A 15,804-nucleotide genomic window follows, 5' to 3' on the forward strand; every position below is an offset into this window, starting at 1 on the left:
GCGTTTGATGGTGCCGGCAATAGTGATTAATCCACCATAAATGCAAAAAAAACTGGCAATTCACACCACCGATATGCGCCACTACCCCCATTCAATGCGGAGTACCCCGTTATGAGCGAGCCCGTGTTTGGCGATCGCATCGTGCAGAATCTGCTCGATACCGACTTCTACAAACTGACGATGATGCAGGCGGTGCTGCACAACTACCCGAACGTCGAAGTCGAATGGGAGTTTCGTTGCCGCAACAGTGAGGATTTGCGCCCGTATCTGGCGGAGATCCGTTTCCAGATCGAGCGTCTGGCGGAGTTGAGCCTGAGCGCCGATCAACTGGGTTTTCTGGAACGCATCAGTTTCCTGAAGCCGGATTTCCTGCGGTTTCTCGGGCTGTTCCGCTTCAACCTGCGCTACATCCACACCAGCATCGAAAACGACGAGCTGTTCATCCGCCTGCGTGGGCCGTGGCTGCATGTGATTCTGTTCGAAGTGCCGCTGTTGGCGATTGTCACTGAGGTACGCAACCGCTATCGCTATAGGGAAGTCGGTCTGGAACTGGCACGTGAACAGCTTTATCGCAAGTTCGACTGGCTGATCGCCAACGCTAGCAGCGACGAATTGTCCGAGTTGCAGGTAGCCGATTTCGGCACCCGCCGTCGCTTTTCATACCGCGTGCAGGAAGAAGTGGTGAATGTGCTCAAACACGACTTCCCCGGACGCTTCGTCGGCACCAGCAATGTGCACCTGTCCCGGGAACTGGACATGAAACCGCTGGGCACCATGGCCCACGAATGGATCATGGCCCACCAGCAACTGGGGCCAAGGCTGATCGACAGTCAGATTGCCGCGCTCGACTGCTGGGTGCGCGAATACCGCGGCCTGCTGGGAATCGCCCTGACTGACTGCATCACCACCGATGCCTTCCTCGGCGATTTCGACCTGTTTTTTGCCAAGCTTTTCGACGGACTGCGCCACGATTCAGGTGACCCGGTGCTGTGGGGCGAGAAAGCCATTGCCCACTATCACAAGCTCGGCATTGACCCGATGAGCAAGACGCTGGTGTTCTCCAACAGCCTGACACTGCCCAAGTCGCTGGAAATATTCCGCGCGTTAAGGGGGCGGATCAATGTCAGCTTTGGCATTGGCACCAACCTGACCTGTGATATTGCGGGTGTCGAACCGATGAACATCGTGCTTAAAATGACGGCCTGCAACGGCCAGCCCGTCGCAAAAATTTCTGATGAGCCTGGCAAGACTCACTGCAAAGACCCGAATTTTGTCGCCTATTTGCGACATGTTTTCAAAGTACCTGCCGCCCTTTCAAGCACATCTAGCAAGGAGTGAATTCATGCAAGCCGTACAGCGTGAGATTGCTGAGCAGCTCAAGGTTCAACCGCCGTTTGCCGACAAGGCCGCCCTTGAGGCAGAAGTCACTCGGCGAGTCAGCTTCATTCAGGATTGTCTGGTCAATTCCGGACTCAAGGCCTTGGTGCTGGGCATCAGCGGTGGCGTCGACTCGCTGACGGCCGGCCTGCTGGCCCAACGCGCCATGCGCGAACTGCGCGAGCGCAGCGGTGACAAGAGTTATAAATTCATCGCGGTACGCCTGCCGTACGAAACACAGTTCGATGAGCACGACGCTCAGGCCTCGGTGGATTTCATCGCCCCGGACGAGCGTCACACCGTGAACATCGGCCCGGCGGTCAAATCCCTGGCCAATGAAGTCGCTGCTTTTGAAGGCAAGCACGCGGTCTCGGTAGATTTCGTGCTCGGCAACACCAAGGCGCGGATGCGCATGGTCGCGCAGTACACCATCGCGGGCGCAGCCCACGGTTTGGTGATTGGCACTGACCACGCGGCGGAAGCGGTGATGGGGTTCTTCACCAAGTTCGGTGACGGCGCCTGCGACCTGGCACCTTTGAGCGGTCTGGTGAAAAACCAGGTTCGGGATATCGCTCGCAGTTTCGGTGCGCCGGAATCGCTGGTAGAAAAAATCCCCACAGCCGACCTGGAAGACCTGTCGCCGGGTAAACCGGACGAAGCGTCACACGGCGTGACCTATGCCGAGATTGATGCGTTCCTGCACGGCGAGGCGGTGCGTGAGGAAGCGTTCAAGATCATCTGTGACACGTACAGAAAAACTCATCACAAGCGGGTGATGCCGTTTGCGCCTTGATTTCTGAGGTGTCGGCACTGACGCCATCGCGGGCAAGCCCGCTCCCACAAGGACAACTCCATACCTGTGGGAGCGGGCTTGCCCGCAATGAACGATGACTCGGTCAAATGCCGGGCACAAAAAAAGCGTCCCAAGCGGACGCTTTTTTTATGAGCATGATTCTATTACTTGAGAGTAACAGTGCCTTTCATCATCGAGATGTGGCCCGGGAACGAGCAGAAGAAGCCGTACTTCTCGCCAGCAGCGAGCTTCGACACGTCGAAGGTCACCGAGTCCGTTTCACCAGCACCGATGATTTTGGTGTGAGCAATGACGCGCGCATCACCTTCCGGCAAGTAATTCTTGTCGATGCCTGCAGCCAGGCCAGCGGTGGCGATCGGCTGCATGTCAGCCTCTTTACTTAGCACCCAGTTATGGCCCATGACGTTTTTCGGCAAGCTGCCGGAATGTTTCAGATCCACGGTGAACGTCTTGCAACTCTTGTCGATGGTGATGTCTTTTGTATCAAAGGACATCTGATCAGTGGAGTCGACAGTGACCTTGCATTCAGCAGCCATCAATTGACTACTGGCCAATGTCAGCAGGGATACCGCAACAAGTTTGGCAAACATGGTGAATCTCCAAGGCAGGGTTAACAGAAGTGCGAATGGACAGAAGACTGCCTGAAATCGCCGCAAGTTCCTATGACCTGAATCAAAAATTGTATACAACTTTTGGGCTATGAGCCCTATCGAGACAATCTACCAGCCAGGCGTCTGGCTCGGCCCTATCATCAGGCCGTCATCCTTCATCTGGAGCGTCTGTGATGTCCTTGAATAGCCTGTTGTGCAGTTTGCTCGCCGCCTACGCCTGTGGCGCCAGCGGCACTTGTGAAACACCCAATCGCGAGGTTTAACCCTTGGAGCGTAGCTGACCTGCCTTTATTCTGTTGGCCATCCTGACCTTGGAGCAAGGCATGTCTTTAACGTCTGTTTGTGTATTTTGCGGCGCCAGCACTGGCACCCATTCAGCTTATCGAGAAGCGGCTGTGGCCTTGGGGCGCGCCTTGGCCGAACGCAAGTTGACCCTGGTCTACGGCGGCGGCGCCGTTGGACTGATGGGGATTGTTGCCGATGCTGCACTGGCGGCTGGCGGCGAGGTGATCGGGATCATTCCGCAAAGCCTCAAAGACAAGGAAATCGGCCACAGTGGCCTGACACGTCTGGAAGTGGTCGACGGCATGCATGCGCGCAAGGCGCGGATGGCCGAACTCAGTGACGCGTTCATCGCTCTGCCCGGTGGCCTGGGCACACTGGAAGAGCTGTTCGAAGTCTGGACTTGGGGCCAGCTCGGCTACCATGGCAAGCCGCTCGGGCTGCTGGAAGTGAACGGTTTCTACAGCAAATTGACCGGTTTTCTTGATCATATCGTCGGCGAAGGCTTCGTTCGCGCACCGCACCGTGACATGCTGCAAGTGAGCGAATCACCGCAAACCCTGCTCGATGCACTGGACGCCTGGCAACCGTCGGTCCTGCCAAAATGGACCGATCAAAAACCCAGCTAACGGCTCGGCACCGATACAGGGCAGAATATGCGCCGCTCAACCTCACCTTCGACCCCAGAGGATCGCCCATGGCTAAACCTAATTATTCCTTCGCCAAACGTCAGAGAGACTTGGCCAAGGAGCAGAAGAAAGAGGAAAAGCTTCAGCGCAAGAAAGCTACAGCTGAAGAAGAAGCAGCAGCACTGAACCCGGATGCTGAAGGCGACGTGGCTACAGACGAAACTGAAGCACCGAAAGATCAGGCGCCCGACGCCTGAGACCCTCAGGGCCGGATGATCTGATCAGGCCCACCGGATCTGTGTCCAGGGTCAGCAGTCACTTTGCTGACCCTCACAGTCCCCTTCTGAACTACCCCTATCCAAAGAACACATACATTCTCCTGTGGGAGCGAGACCGGCTTGCCGGCGAAAGCGTCCGCATATCCAGCAAATACGTAACTGAAAGATCGCTTTCGCCGGCAAGCCGGTCTCCGCTGACTTCCGGGTCATGATTGCCCCCTCCCAGAATCACCCCCCGTAATGGCGAGACATCGGAGAAATCCCGGCCCCAGGCCAAAGTGATGTGTTCGAGTGCCGGTTGTACGTTGTTGGTCGGGTCAAAATCGACCCAGCCCAGCACCGGGCAAAACACCGAGACCCAGGCATGGGACGCGTCCGCGCCGATCAACCGGGGTTGGCCTGGCGGTGGCTGAGTCAGCAGATAACCGCTGATATAGCGAGCGGCCAGACCACGGGAGCGTACGCACGCGAGCATCAGGTGAGCGAAGTCCTGACAGACTCCGCGTCGGCGCTCCAGCACTTCCACCAACGGTGTCGCCACTTGCGTCGCTTCCGCGTCGAAGGTGAACTCGCTGAAGATCTTCTCCATCAATGCCTGAACACCCCGCAGCAACGGTCGGCCCGCCGGAAAGCAACTCTCGGAGAATTCAACGAAGTTGCGCTTCAAATGCACATAAGGCGATTCGAACCGATACCGACAGGCTTCAAGGACGTCGGGGGACAGCGGCTGGCTGCTGTAGGTCAACGCGTTACGGGTGTCTTCCCAGGGCGGTGATTGATTGAAATCCAGCGTGGGCCGGGCGAGGACTTCGACTGTGAGGCTGGCATTGACCAGCAACTCATCGTGGGGACGTTCAAATGCCAATCGCGTAAGCGGATTGCCAAACACATCCAGCTCATCCCGGCGCGCAGTCGGGTCGGGGCTGATCTGCAATTGTTGAGCAGTACAGCGCTGCCAGGCGCAGGGCCGCGGCCAGAGATGCGCCAGCTGCTGGGCCAGTGATACCGGACTGTCATAGTGATAATGGGTGTCGTGGAAAATCTGGTAGTGAGCACTCATCAGACGGACACCGTGCGTTGGCTGACATCATCGACATGGGCGAAATGCCGCAAGGCCAGACGATCCGACACTTGCCCACTGGCGTCGGCAATTTCTTGCAGTAAATCGGCCAGCCCGTTAAGCGCGGCGCGGACGCCGGTTGCGCCGAACAAAGCGTTTTCCAGGCAACCCAGATCAAATTGCGCCAGTCGCGCCACCAACAACGGCAAACCCGCTTCGCGGGGCACACCAAAGTCGTCATTCAAGCGTTTCAGGGTTCGAGTCACCAGCTTCAACTGGAACAGCACCGCATGAGGGTTTTGCTCATCGAGCAGCAACAAGTCGAGTACCGGCAGCAGTTGCGCCACCGCCAGATACCGCGAACGGTAAGTGATGCTGCTGTTGCCCAACTCCAGCAGCCACTCCAGCCCGGCCTGATCAAAAGCCCCGGCGCCGCGCAAAAATGCTGCCAGGCTGCCGCTGAGAAATTGCAGGCGCTCGATCCGCCGCCCGATCATCAGGAAACGCCAGCCTTCGTCCCGGGTCATGTCGTCCAGGGCAAAGCCAGAAAGCGCAGCCAGCGACATCACCAGACGATTAAGAAAATCCAGTAGCTCGCCGAAATTCGGCTCGTCGGTATCCAGCTCCATGGCCTCCCGCTGCAACTCCACCAACGCCTGCCAGTTTTCCCGCGAGAGTTTGCCGCGCACTTGCGAGGCCGCCCACTGCAAGCGCTGCAAATTGGAACGCAGGCTGAAAGGCCAGTCTTCGCCGAGCAATGCGGCCAACAGGCGCTCTGGCAACTCGCCTTCATCGGGAAGCAGGTGCAGCCGTTCACCGAGTTCGACAGCTGCCTGCAAGGCTTGCGGATCATCGCCGTCCACGTAGCGGGCCAGCATGATGCGCAATAGTCGCGCGCTGTCATCACAGCGCTCGCAATAGCGGCCAAACCAGAACAGGTTTTCCACCACCCGCGAGGGCAAATACGGATCTCGGCGTACCAGGTCATGCACACCGATCGTGCGCTGGGTTTTCCATTGCTCACCACTGGGCGGGCGATCGCCCAACACCCACGTGTCCTTGCTCGCACCACCGCGCTGCATCGACACCACTTCGGCGTCCGCCTCGGCGGCCACCCGGGTCAGGCCGCCCGGTAAAACCCGATAGCCGTCATGGCTGGCCACTGCGTACACGCGCATGCCGATGGCGCGCGGTTGCAACTGACCGTCTTCGGCCTGCCAGATCGGTGCATGGGACAACTGGGCCATTTCTTGCGCCACATAGGCATAAGGGCGCGCCTGCATGCGCGCGGCCAGGGCCAGACGCTGTTTTTCACTCAAGTCACGGCCAAATACCGGTGCAAAGCTTTGCGACGGGAAAGCCGGTTTGATCAACAACTCCGGCAGTTTTTCCAGCGCTTGGGCCAGCACCGGCGGCTCACCGCACCACCAAGTGGCGATAGACGGCAGGATCAATTCTTCTCCAAACAGGAACTGATTGATCTTCGGCAAAAAGCCCAGCAACCCCGGCGACTCCAGCACGCCGCTGCCGAGGGCATTGGCCACCAGCACCCGCCCCTGTCGCACGGCTTCGAGCAGCCCCGGCACGCCCAGTGCAGAATCGGTGCGCAATTCCAGCGGGTCGCAGAAGTCATCGTCGAGCCGGCGCATGATTGCGTGAACCCGACGCAAGCCGCTCAGGGTTTTCAGGTAGACCGTGGCATCGCGCACCGTGAGGTCGCCGCCCTCCACCAGTGGGTAGCCGAGCTGACGCGCCAGATACAGGTGTTCGAAATAGCTCTCATTGAAGCGTCCTGGCGTAAGCAACACGATCAGTGGTGCTTCCTCATCGCGGGGCGCCTGCCGAGCCAGTGTTTCCTGCAGCGTGCGGAAGAACCCGGCCAGGTGCTGCACTTTCATATCGCGATACAGCTCGGGAAAGGCCCGGGAGACGATGGTGCGGTTTTCCAAGGCATAACCGGCGCCGGACGGTGCTTGAGTCCGGTCCGCCGTGACCCACCAGCGGCCATCGGGCGTGCGCGCCAGGTCGACGGCGTACAGATGCAGAAACGCCCCGTCGGGTGGCTTGATGCCCTGACAAGGCCAGAGGAAATTGTTGTGGCCAAATACCAGCTCTGCCGGCAGCAGACCTTCGGCGATCAAGCGTTGCGGCCCGTACAGGTCCGCGAGCACCGCGTTCAAGAGACACGCTCGCTGGGCAATTCCGGCGGATAACTGCGCCCACTCATCAGCGGCAATCACATGCGGCAGCAGGTCGAGTTCCCACGGCCGGTCTGCGCCCTTGGGGTCGGCGTAGACGTTATAGGTCACGCCGTTTTCCTGGATCTGCCGGGTCAACAAGGCCTGACGCTGCACCAGATGCGAGGGCGTACTGCGTTGCAATTGGTCGATCAACCGGCGCCAGTGCGGGCGTACGCCGCCACTGTCGTCGAGCAGTTCGTGATAGGTGCCCGCCGTCAGCGGGTAGTGATCAAGCAGATCAGGCATGGAAAGCTCGACAGACAGCAATGAACGGTCAGACTAACGCACGCTCATGACACCCGGATATACGAAAAATCCGGGCGTCGCGTACGATTTAGAAACGTCGTAAATCGAGCGTCATTGGTAGCTCGTCGTTAACGTCCATCGTCGGGACAGGAAGTTTCCCCGGCGTGTGTCCGATGCGGAAAAACCGCGCCATGCGCCGGCTCTCGGCCTCATTGGCGTTCACCGGCAGGCTGTCGTAGTTGCGCCCGCCCGGATGGGCCACGTGGTATTGGCAACCGCCCAGTGAACGTTGCATCCAGGTGTCGAGCAGATCGAATACCAGCGGTGCATGGACCGGAATGGTCGGCTGCAGGCAGTTGGCCGGTTGCCAAGCGCGAAAACGCACGCCGGCGACAAACTCGCCGACACGCCCGGTAGGTTGCAACGGCACCGGAATGCCGTTGCAGGTCAACAAATAGCGCTGCGGTGGCAGGCCGGTGAGCTTGACCTGCAAGCGCTCCAGCGACGAATCCACATACCGCACAGTGCCGCCGACCGCGCCCTCCTCGCCCAGCACATGCCACGGCTCCAGCGCCTGACGCAATTGCAGTTCAATGCCACTGACCGCGTAATCGCCGACCTTGGGAAAACGGAACTCCAGATGCGCGGCGAACCACTCGGCCCGCACCGGATAACCGGCCGCATTCAGATCGACTATGACGTCAGCGAAATCCTGCTCGATAAAGTGCGGCAACAGGAAGCGATCATGCAATTCAGTGCCCCAGCGCGCCAGTTTCGGCGGCGCGTAAGGCTCGCGCCAGAACCGCGCCACAAGTGCCCGCAACAACAGCTGTTGAGCCAGGCTCATGCGTGCGTGCGGCGGCATTTCAAAGGCACGCAACTCCAGCAAGCCAAGGCGCCCGGTCGCACCGTCCGGCGAATAGAGTTTGTCGATACAGAACTCGGCGCGATGGGTATTGCCGGTGACGTCGATCAGCAGATTGCGCAGCAATCGATCCACCAACCATGGTGCGCACTCTTCGCCCGGTTCAGGCATTTGGGCGAAGGCGATTTCCAGTTCATACAACGCATCATTGCGCGCTTCATCGACACGCGGGGCCTGAGAGGTCGGGCCGATGAATAGTCCGGAAAACAGGTAGGACAAGGACGGGTGGTTGTGCCAGTAACTGATCAGACTGCGCAGCAAGTCGGGACGACGCAGAAACGGTGAGTCGGCGGGGGTCGCGCCGCCCAACACGAAATGGTTACCGCCGCCGGTGCCGGTGTGCCGGCCGTCGATCATGAATTTCTCGGTGGTCAGTCGGGTCTGGCGCGCTTCTTCATACAGAAACTCGGTGCGTTCGACTAACTCGTCCCAAGTAGCGGACGGCTGCACGTTGACCTCGATCACGCCCGGATCCGGGGTGATGCGGAAGTTGCTCAAGCGCGGATCGCTCGGTGGTTCATAGCCTTCCAGCAACACCGGGCAATGCAGTTCCTGAGCCGTGGCCTCGATGGCGGTGACCAGCTCCAGATAGTCCTCGACCCGTTCCAGCGGCGGCATGAACAGGTACAACCGCCCTTCCCGGGCCTCGGCGCAGAATGCGGTGCGCGTCAGCCAATCGGCGGACTCGTCGATTTTCGGCTCGCGCTCAATCGCTTCGGCCGGCTTGCCCGGACTGTTCAATGCAATGGTGTCGGGAAGCGCGGCGAACTCCTGATTCGGATCATTGGGATGAATGAACGGGTACTCCGCCGCTTTCACCCAAGGCTGTGAACCGAGTGGCAAGCGATAACCCAGCGGCGAATCCCCCGGCACCAACCGGCAGTGCTCGTCGCGCAAATACCAGCGACCGCTTTGCCATTGATCACCCTTGGCGGTGCGCGCCAGTGGCAGGACCTGGCCGATCACTTTATCCAGACCCTGGCTGAAGACTTTACGCAGACGCGCACGCTCCAACGGTTCTTCCAGACGTGAGTCTTCGGCGCTGACATTCTGCGGCAACGTGCCTTCGCGCCAGAGGTAATAGAAATTGTCTTCGTAGGCTGGGAACACAAAGCGTGTCGGAATTTTCAGCCGTTCGGCAACACTCGCCAGAAACCGCCCGGCCAGTGCGCCATCGGCGCCGTAGTCTTCCTGCTCATCGGCGATCAGCGCGCTGTTGTGCCAGATCGGCACGCCGTCGCGACGCCAGTAGCAGTTCAGTGACCAGCGTGGCAGTTGCTCGCCGGGGTACCACTTGCCTTGGCCGAAATGCACCAGCCCCTTGGGGGCGTAGTGTTTGCGCATGCGCTGGAACAGTTCGGCGGACAGCCGACGTTTGTCCGGCCCGAGCGCTGCGGTGTTCCATTCGGCGCCGTCCGGGTCGTCGATAGAAACAAAGGTCGGCTCGCCGCCCATGGTCAGGCGCACATCGTCTTCCAGCAGGTCGGCATCGATCTGCCGGCCCAACGCTTGAATCGCCTGCCACTGGTCTTCGGTGTAGGGCTTGGTGACGCGCGGGGCTTCCCAAATCCGCTCCACGGACATTTCGTGGGTGAACTCGCATTCGCACGGCTCCACCAGGCCGCTGATCGGTGCCGCAGAGCCCGGATCGGGGCTGCACGCCAACGGAATGTGACCTTCACCGGCAAACAGCCCTGAGGTCGCGTCCAGACCGATCCAGCCAGCACCGGGCAAATAGACTTCGCACCAGGCGTGCAGGTCGGTGAAGTCCACGTCAGTGCCCGACGGACCGTCGAGGCTTTTAACGTCTGCGGTCAGCTGGATCAGGTAACCGGAGACGAAGCGCGCGGCCAATCCGAGGTTGCGCAGCAATTGCACCAGCAACCACGCCGAGTCACGGCAGGACCCGGAGGCCTGTTCGAGGGTATGTTCGGGCGTCTGCACGCCCGGCTCCATGCGGATCAGGTAACCGATGTCTTCGCTCAGGCGCTGGTTAAGCGCGACGAGGAAATCCACGCTCGGCAGCGGCGTGCGGTCGATGCCATCCAGATAAGCCTTGAACGTCGGCGTCAGGGGCAAGGTTTCCAGGTACGGCGCCAGTTCCTTGCGCTCGTCCGCGGCGTAGGCGAACGGGATCTTTTCCGCGTAAGGCTCAAGAAAGAAGTCGAAGGGATTGAAGACCGCCATCTCTGCCAGCAGATCGACTTCGATCCGCAGCTCATCGGTTTTTTCCGGGAAAACCAACCGCGCCAGATAATTGCCCTGGGGGTCTTGCTGCCAGTTGATAAAGTGCTGCTCGGGCGAGACTTTCAGCGCATACGACAATATCCGCGTGCGACTGTGAGCGGCCGGACGCAAGCGAACGATCTGCGGACCGAGCTCGACAGCGCGGTCGTAGCGGTAATGTGTGACGTGGTGCAATGCGACATGAATCGACACGGCGTGCCTCCTGCGAGCCCTAAGCGTTATCGAAAGCGCGCAAGACTTATGCCATCACGGCAACGCTGGCGCTTTCTCCGTTTGCTTGAGGCAGTACAGCACCAAAATCGGGCGATGCGAGAAATTGGTTGGGGGCAGTTGCACGCAAATGTTGCGGCCGGGGGCTGTCAGCCGGGTTTTGTAGCGGCTGTGCTGGCCTCTTCGCGAGCAAGCCCGCTCCCACATTTGACCTGAGGTGTACACAAGCGAGGTGTTCACAGGAGATCCCTGTGGGAGCGGGCTTGCTCGCGAAGAGGCCAGTAGCCCCAATACAAATTCTGACCCAGCACCCAATTTCTGTGGCTCGGGAACGCAAAACGCCAACCCTAAGGTTGGCGTTTTGTTCAGCTCAAAAGAGGCTTAGCGCGGTACAACCGGCTTGCGGGCAGGTTTAGGACCTTTGCCTTTGGCCGCGTCCTTGCGCTCTTTGGCCGCCTGCTGGTTGCGGGCGAACGCCGCTGCCTTGGCCTGTTCACGCTTGTCCCACGGGTTACCGCCATCGCTGGCACGCGGCGGCAAGCCGGTGTGCTGAGTCAGGATCTTGGTGGTCTTTTCCCCTGCAACCTTATGGCTACCGGCCGGTGTCGAGTTTTTGCGACGGGCGCTCTGGTAGCTGTCGGTCGCCGGCTGATGCAGCGGGATCAACTGGTTCTTGCCCGGCCCGATCAGGTCGGCGCGGCCCATACGGGTCAGCGCTTCACGCAGCATCGGCCAGCCTTTCGGGTCGTGATAACGCAAGAACGCCTTGTGCAGGCGACGCTGCTCTTCGCTCTTGACGATGGTCACGGCGTCGCTCTTGTAAGTGACCTTACGCAGCGGGTTCTTGCCCGAGTGGTACATCGCGGTGGCGGTGGCCATCGGCGACGGATAGAACGCCTGGACCTGGTCGGCACGGAAGCCGTTGCCCTTGAGCCACAGGGCCAGGTTCATCATGTCTTCGTCGGTGGTGCCCGGGTGGGCGGCGATGAAGTACGGAATCAGGTACTGCTCTTTCCCGGCTTCCTTGGAGTACTTCTCGAACATGCGCTTGAACTTGTCATAGCTGCCGATGCCCGGTTTCATCATCTGGTTGAGCGGACCTTCCTCGGTATGTTCCGGGGCGATCTTCAAGTAACCACCGACGTGGTGGGTCACCAACTCTTTGACGTATTCCGGTGACTCGACCGCAAGGTCGTAGCGCAGGCCGGACGCAATCAGAATCTTCTTCACACCCGGCAAGGCACGGGCGCTGCGGTACAGCTGAATCAACGACGAGTGGTCGGTGTTCAGGTTCGGGCAGATGCCCGGGAACACGCACGACGGCTTGCGGCACGCGGATTCGATTTCCGGGCTCTTGCAGGCGATGCGGTACATGTTCGCGGTCGGGCCGCCAAGGTCGGAAATGACGCCAGTGAAACCCGGGACCTTGTCGCGGATCTCTTCGATTTCGCGAATGATCGACTCTTCGGAACGGTTCTGTATGATCCGGCCTTCGTGCTCGGTGATCGAGCAGAAGGTGCAGCCGCCAAAGCAGCCACGCATGATGTTCACCGAGAAACGGATCATGTCGTAGGCCGGGATTTTTTCCTTGCCGTACGCCGGGTGCGGAATGCGCGCATAAGGCATGCCGAACACGTAGTCCATTTCTTCAGTGGTCATCGGAATCGGCGGCGGGTTGAACCAGACGTCGACTTCGCCGTGCTTCTGCACCAGCGCGCGGGCGTTACCCGGGTTGGTTTCCAGGTGCAGTACGCGGTTGGCGTGAGCATAAAGCACCGCATCGCCACGGACTTTCTCGACCGAGGGCAGACGAATCACCGTCTTGTCGCGAGTCATCTTAGGGCTGGCGAGAATCTGCACGACCTTGGCTTCAGTCAGATCTTCAACCGGACCTTTTTCCTGCTCGATGGCGCAGGCCTGGGTGTCCTGGGTGTTCACGTACGGGTTGATGATCTTGTCGATCTTGCCCGGACGGTCGATGCGCGTGGAATCGACTTCGTACCAGTCTTTCGGCGTATCACGACGGATAAACGCGGTGCCGCGCACGTCGGTGATGTCTTCGATCTTGTGCCCGTAGGACAGACGCTGGGCGACTTCGACGATTGCACGCTCGGCGTTGCCGTAGAGCAGGATGTCGGCGCAGGCGTCGATCAGGATCGAGTTGCGAACCCGGTCCTGCCAGTAATCGTAGTGAGCGATGCGGCGCAGGGAAGCTTCGATGCCACCGAGAACGATTGGCACGTTCTTGTAGGCTTCCTTGCAGCGCTGGCTGTAAACCAGGCTCGCGCGGTCCGGACGTTTGCCCGCCAGGCCACCGGGGGTGTAGGCGTCATCGGAACGGATTTTCTTGTCGGCGGTGTAGCGATTGATCATCGAGTCCATGTTGCCGGCCGCGACGCCGAAGAACAGATTCGGCTCGCCGAGCTTCATGAAGTCGTCTTTGGACTGCCAGTTCGGTTGGGCAATGATCCCGACGCGGAAGCCTTGCGACTCCAGCAGCCGGCCGATGATCGCCATGCCGAACGACGGATGGTCAACGTACGCATCACCGGTGACGATGATGATGTCGCAGGAATCCCAGCCAAGCTGATCCATCTCCTCCCTGCTCATCGGCAGGAATGGCGCTGGACCGAAGCATTCGGCCCAGTACTTGGGATAGTCAAATAACGGCTTGGCTGTTTGCATGACGATGACCGGTGTTGAGATGAAAAATCGCGGGCGCGGAATATAGCACAAAAAATAACCAATTCCGACGGCTATGGTCGGAAATTGGTGTTGGCTCAAACGCAGTGTATGAACGGGCATCGCGTTATCGTTCATCGCGAGCAAGCTTTGCTCCTACAGGCGGCTTGCGAACACCTGTAGGAGCAAAGCTTGCTCGCGATGAGGCCACATCAGATGTCGAGTTACTTACTCGTCGTCGAAGTTATAGCTGCCCGGCGCGAGGTTTTCGAAGCGGGTGTACTTGCCGATGAACGCCAGTCGCGACGTGCCGATCGGGCCGTTCCGCTGCTTGCCGATGATGATCTCGGCGATGCCTTTGTGCTCGGTTTCCGGGTGATAAACCTCATCCCGGTACACGAACATGATCACGTCAGCATCCTGCTCGATCGCTCCGGATTCCCGGAGGTCGGAGTTGATCGGGCGTTTGTTCGGTCGTTGCTCCAGGGAGCGGTTGAGCTGGGACAACGCCACCACCGGGCAGTTGAATTCCTTGGCCAGGGCCTTCAAGGAACGGGAGATTTCGGAAATCTCGTTGGTCCGGTTGTCACCGCCAGAGCCTGGAATCTGCATCAACTGCAGGTAGTCGATCATGATCAGGGCGACATCGCCGTGTTCACGCACCAACCGACGGGTTCGCGCGCGCATTTCCGAGGGGCTGATACCGGCCGTATCGTCGATGAACAGCTTGCGGTCGTTGAGCAGGTTGACCGCCGAGGTCAGGCGCGGCCAATCGTCATCGTCCAGGCGGCCGGCACGGACCTTGGTCTGGTCGATACGGCCGAGGGACGACAGCATACGCATGATCAGCGATTCGCCTGGCATCTCCAGCGAGTAAACCAGGACGCACTTGTCGCTGCGTAGCACGGCGTTTTCCACCAGGTTCATCGCAAAGGTGGTTTTACCCATGGATGGACGGCCGGCGACGATGATCAGGTCGGACGGCTGCAGGCCGCTGGTCTTCTCGTCGAGGTCGGTGTAGCCGGTGGACAGGCCGGTGATGGCGTTGTCGGTGTTGAACAAGGTGTCGATGCGGTCGATAGCCTTGGTCAGCAGGTCGTTCACGCTCACCGGGCCGCCGGTTTTTGGCCGGGCCTCGGCGATCTGGAAAATCTGCCGTTCAGCTTCGTCGAGAATCTCTTCTGCCGTGCGGCCTTCCGGATTGAAGGCGCTGTCGGCAATCTCGGTGGCAATGCCGATCAACTGGCGCAACGTCGCCCGCGCACGAACGATCTGCGCATAAGCCTTGATGTTAGCGACGGACGGGGTGTTTTTCGCCAGTTCGCCGAGGTAACCGAGACCGCCGACCTGCGACGTCTGACCTTCCTTGTCCAATTGCTCGGCAAGGGTCACGACGTCGATCGGGGAGTTCTGGTCGGCGAGCTTGGCGATCGCACGGAAGATCAGGCGGTGGTCATGTCGATAGAAATCGCCGTCCGAGACCTGATCGAGCACGCGTTCCCAGGCGTTGTTGTCCAGCATCAAACCACCGAGCACGGCCTGTTCGGCCTCGATGGAGTGCGGCGGCACTTTCAGGGAAGCGGTTTGCAGATCGTATTGCTCGGGTGCGGAGATATCGTTCATGGCCACTTGAATTTTGATTATGAAAAGCAGGGGATACAGAAAGACAAAGGGCACGACCTGTAAACAGGATCGTGCCCGATGTTACCGGCAAGCACCCGAGGGTGCCAGCCGACAAGTACTACTTAAGCTGCTACCACGACAACGCGTACGGTGGCTTCAACTTCAGCGTGCAGGTGCACGGCTACGTCGAATTCGCCTACGTTGCGGATGGTGCCGTTCGGCAGACGAACTTCGCTTTTTGCAACTTCAACGCCAGAGGCGGTCAGTGCATCAGCGATGTCGTGGGTGCCGATCGAACCGAACAGCTTGCCTTCGTCACCGGCGGTGGCAGTGATAGTCACTTCCAGCTCAGCCAGTTGGGCGGCACGGCTTTCAGCCGAAGTTTTACGGTCTGCTGCGGCTTTTTCCAGTTCAGCGCGACGCTCTTCGAACGCAGCCAGGTTGGCAGCGGTCGCAGCGGTAGCTTTGCCGTAAGGCAGCAGGTAGTTACGACCGTAACCAGCCTTAACGTTCACTTTGTCACCCAGGTTGCCCAGGTTGGTGACTTTTTCCAGAAGGATCAGTTGCATGTGAAAATCCT

General features: G+C 59.5%; 10 protein-coding genes and 1 pseudogene. 4 read left to right on the forward strand and 7 right to left on the reverse strand.

Annotated features, from left to right (window positions below; translation table 11 throughout):
* The first annotated feature begins 111 nt into the window (after positions 1-111).
* Both pncB and nadE read left to right on the forward strand, forming a co-directional pair.
* Positions 112-1,338, forward strand: coding sequence for a nicotinate phosphoribosyltransferase (pncB, locus tag AC1DSG_RS00330; protein WP_477789094.1), 1,227 nt, complete (start codon positions 112-114; stop codon positions 1,336-1,338).
* 4 nt (positions 1,339-1,342) lie between these two features.
* Complete coding sequence (gene nadE, locus AC1DSG_RS00335; RefSeq protein WP_477789095.1) at positions 1,343-2,170, forward strand: ammonia-dependent NAD(+) synthetase; 828 nt, start codon at positions 1,343-1,345, stop codon at positions 2,168-2,170.
* Positions 2,171-2,334: 164 nt separating this feature from the next.
* Here the strand turns inward: nadE and azu are convergent, their stop codons facing one another.
* Complete coding sequence (azu, locus tag AC1DSG_RS00340) at positions 2,335-2,781, reverse strand: azurin (protein WP_477789096.1); 447 nt, start codon at positions 2,779-2,781, stop codon at positions 2,335-2,337.
* Positions 2,782-3,125: 344 nt separating this feature from the next.
* On the opposite strand from azu, the gene AC1DSG_RS00345 reads away from it, so the two are divergent.
* Together AC1DSG_RS00345 and AC1DSG_RS00350 are read left to right on the forward strand one after the other, a co-directional pair.
* Positions 3,126-3,713, forward strand: coding sequence for an LOG family protein (locus tag AC1DSG_RS00345; protein WP_477789097.1), 588 nt, complete (start codon positions 3,126-3,128; stop codon positions 3,711-3,713).
* 68 nt (positions 3,714-3,781) lie between these two features.
* On the forward strand, positions 3,782-3,970 hold the full coding sequence (locus tag AC1DSG_RS00350) for a hypothetical protein (RefSeq protein ID WP_223518450.1): 189 nt from the start codon (positions 3,782-3,784) through the stop codon (positions 3,968-3,970).
* A 217-nt stretch (positions 3,971-4,187) separates the two neighbouring features.
* Here AC1DSG_RS00350 and AC1DSG_RS00355 read toward each other — a convergent pair.
* The 6 genes and pseudogenes from AC1DSG_RS00355 to rplI all read right to left on the reverse strand — a co-directional run.
* Positions 4,188-5,051, reverse strand: a pseudogene (locus tag AC1DSG_RS00355) (transglutaminase family protein); the annotation flags it as partial.
* Complete coding sequence (locus AC1DSG_RS00360; protein WP_477789098.1) at positions 5,051-7,537, reverse strand: circularly permuted type 2 ATP-grasp protein; 2,487 nt, start codon at positions 7,535-7,537, stop codon at positions 5,051-5,053. The gene AC1DSG_RS00360 and the pseudogene AC1DSG_RS00355, both read right to left, overlap by 1 nt.
* Before the next feature lie 88 nt (positions 7,538-7,625).
* A complete protein-coding gene (locus AC1DSG_RS00365) occupies positions 7,626-10,901 on the reverse strand; it encodes a transglutaminase family protein (protein ID WP_477789099.1) in 3,276 nt (1,091 codons plus the stop codon).
* Positions 10,902-11,300: 399 nt separating this feature from the next.
* Positions 11,301-13,604: a YgiQ family radical SAM protein gene (locus AC1DSG_RS00370; RefSeq protein ID WP_477789100.1), complete on the reverse strand. Its 2,304-nt coding sequence runs from the start codon at positions 13,602-13,604 to the stop codon at positions 11,301-11,303.
* 225 nt (positions 13,605-13,829) lie between these two features.
* Complete coding sequence (gene dnaB / locus AC1DSG_RS00375; protein ID WP_007947521.1) at positions 13,830-15,224, reverse strand: replicative DNA helicase; 1,395 nt, start codon at positions 15,222-15,224, stop codon at positions 13,830-13,832.
* 122 nt (positions 15,225-15,346) lie between these two features.
* Complete coding sequence (gene rplI, locus AC1DSG_RS00380) at positions 15,347-15,793, reverse strand: 50S ribosomal protein L9 (protein ID WP_003197251.1); 447 nt, start codon at positions 15,791-15,793, stop codon at positions 15,347-15,349.
* Between the last annotated feature and the right edge of the window lie 11 nt (positions 15,794-15,804).

The sequence above is a fragment of the Pseudomonas sp. P5_A12 genome (assembly GCF_056400685.1).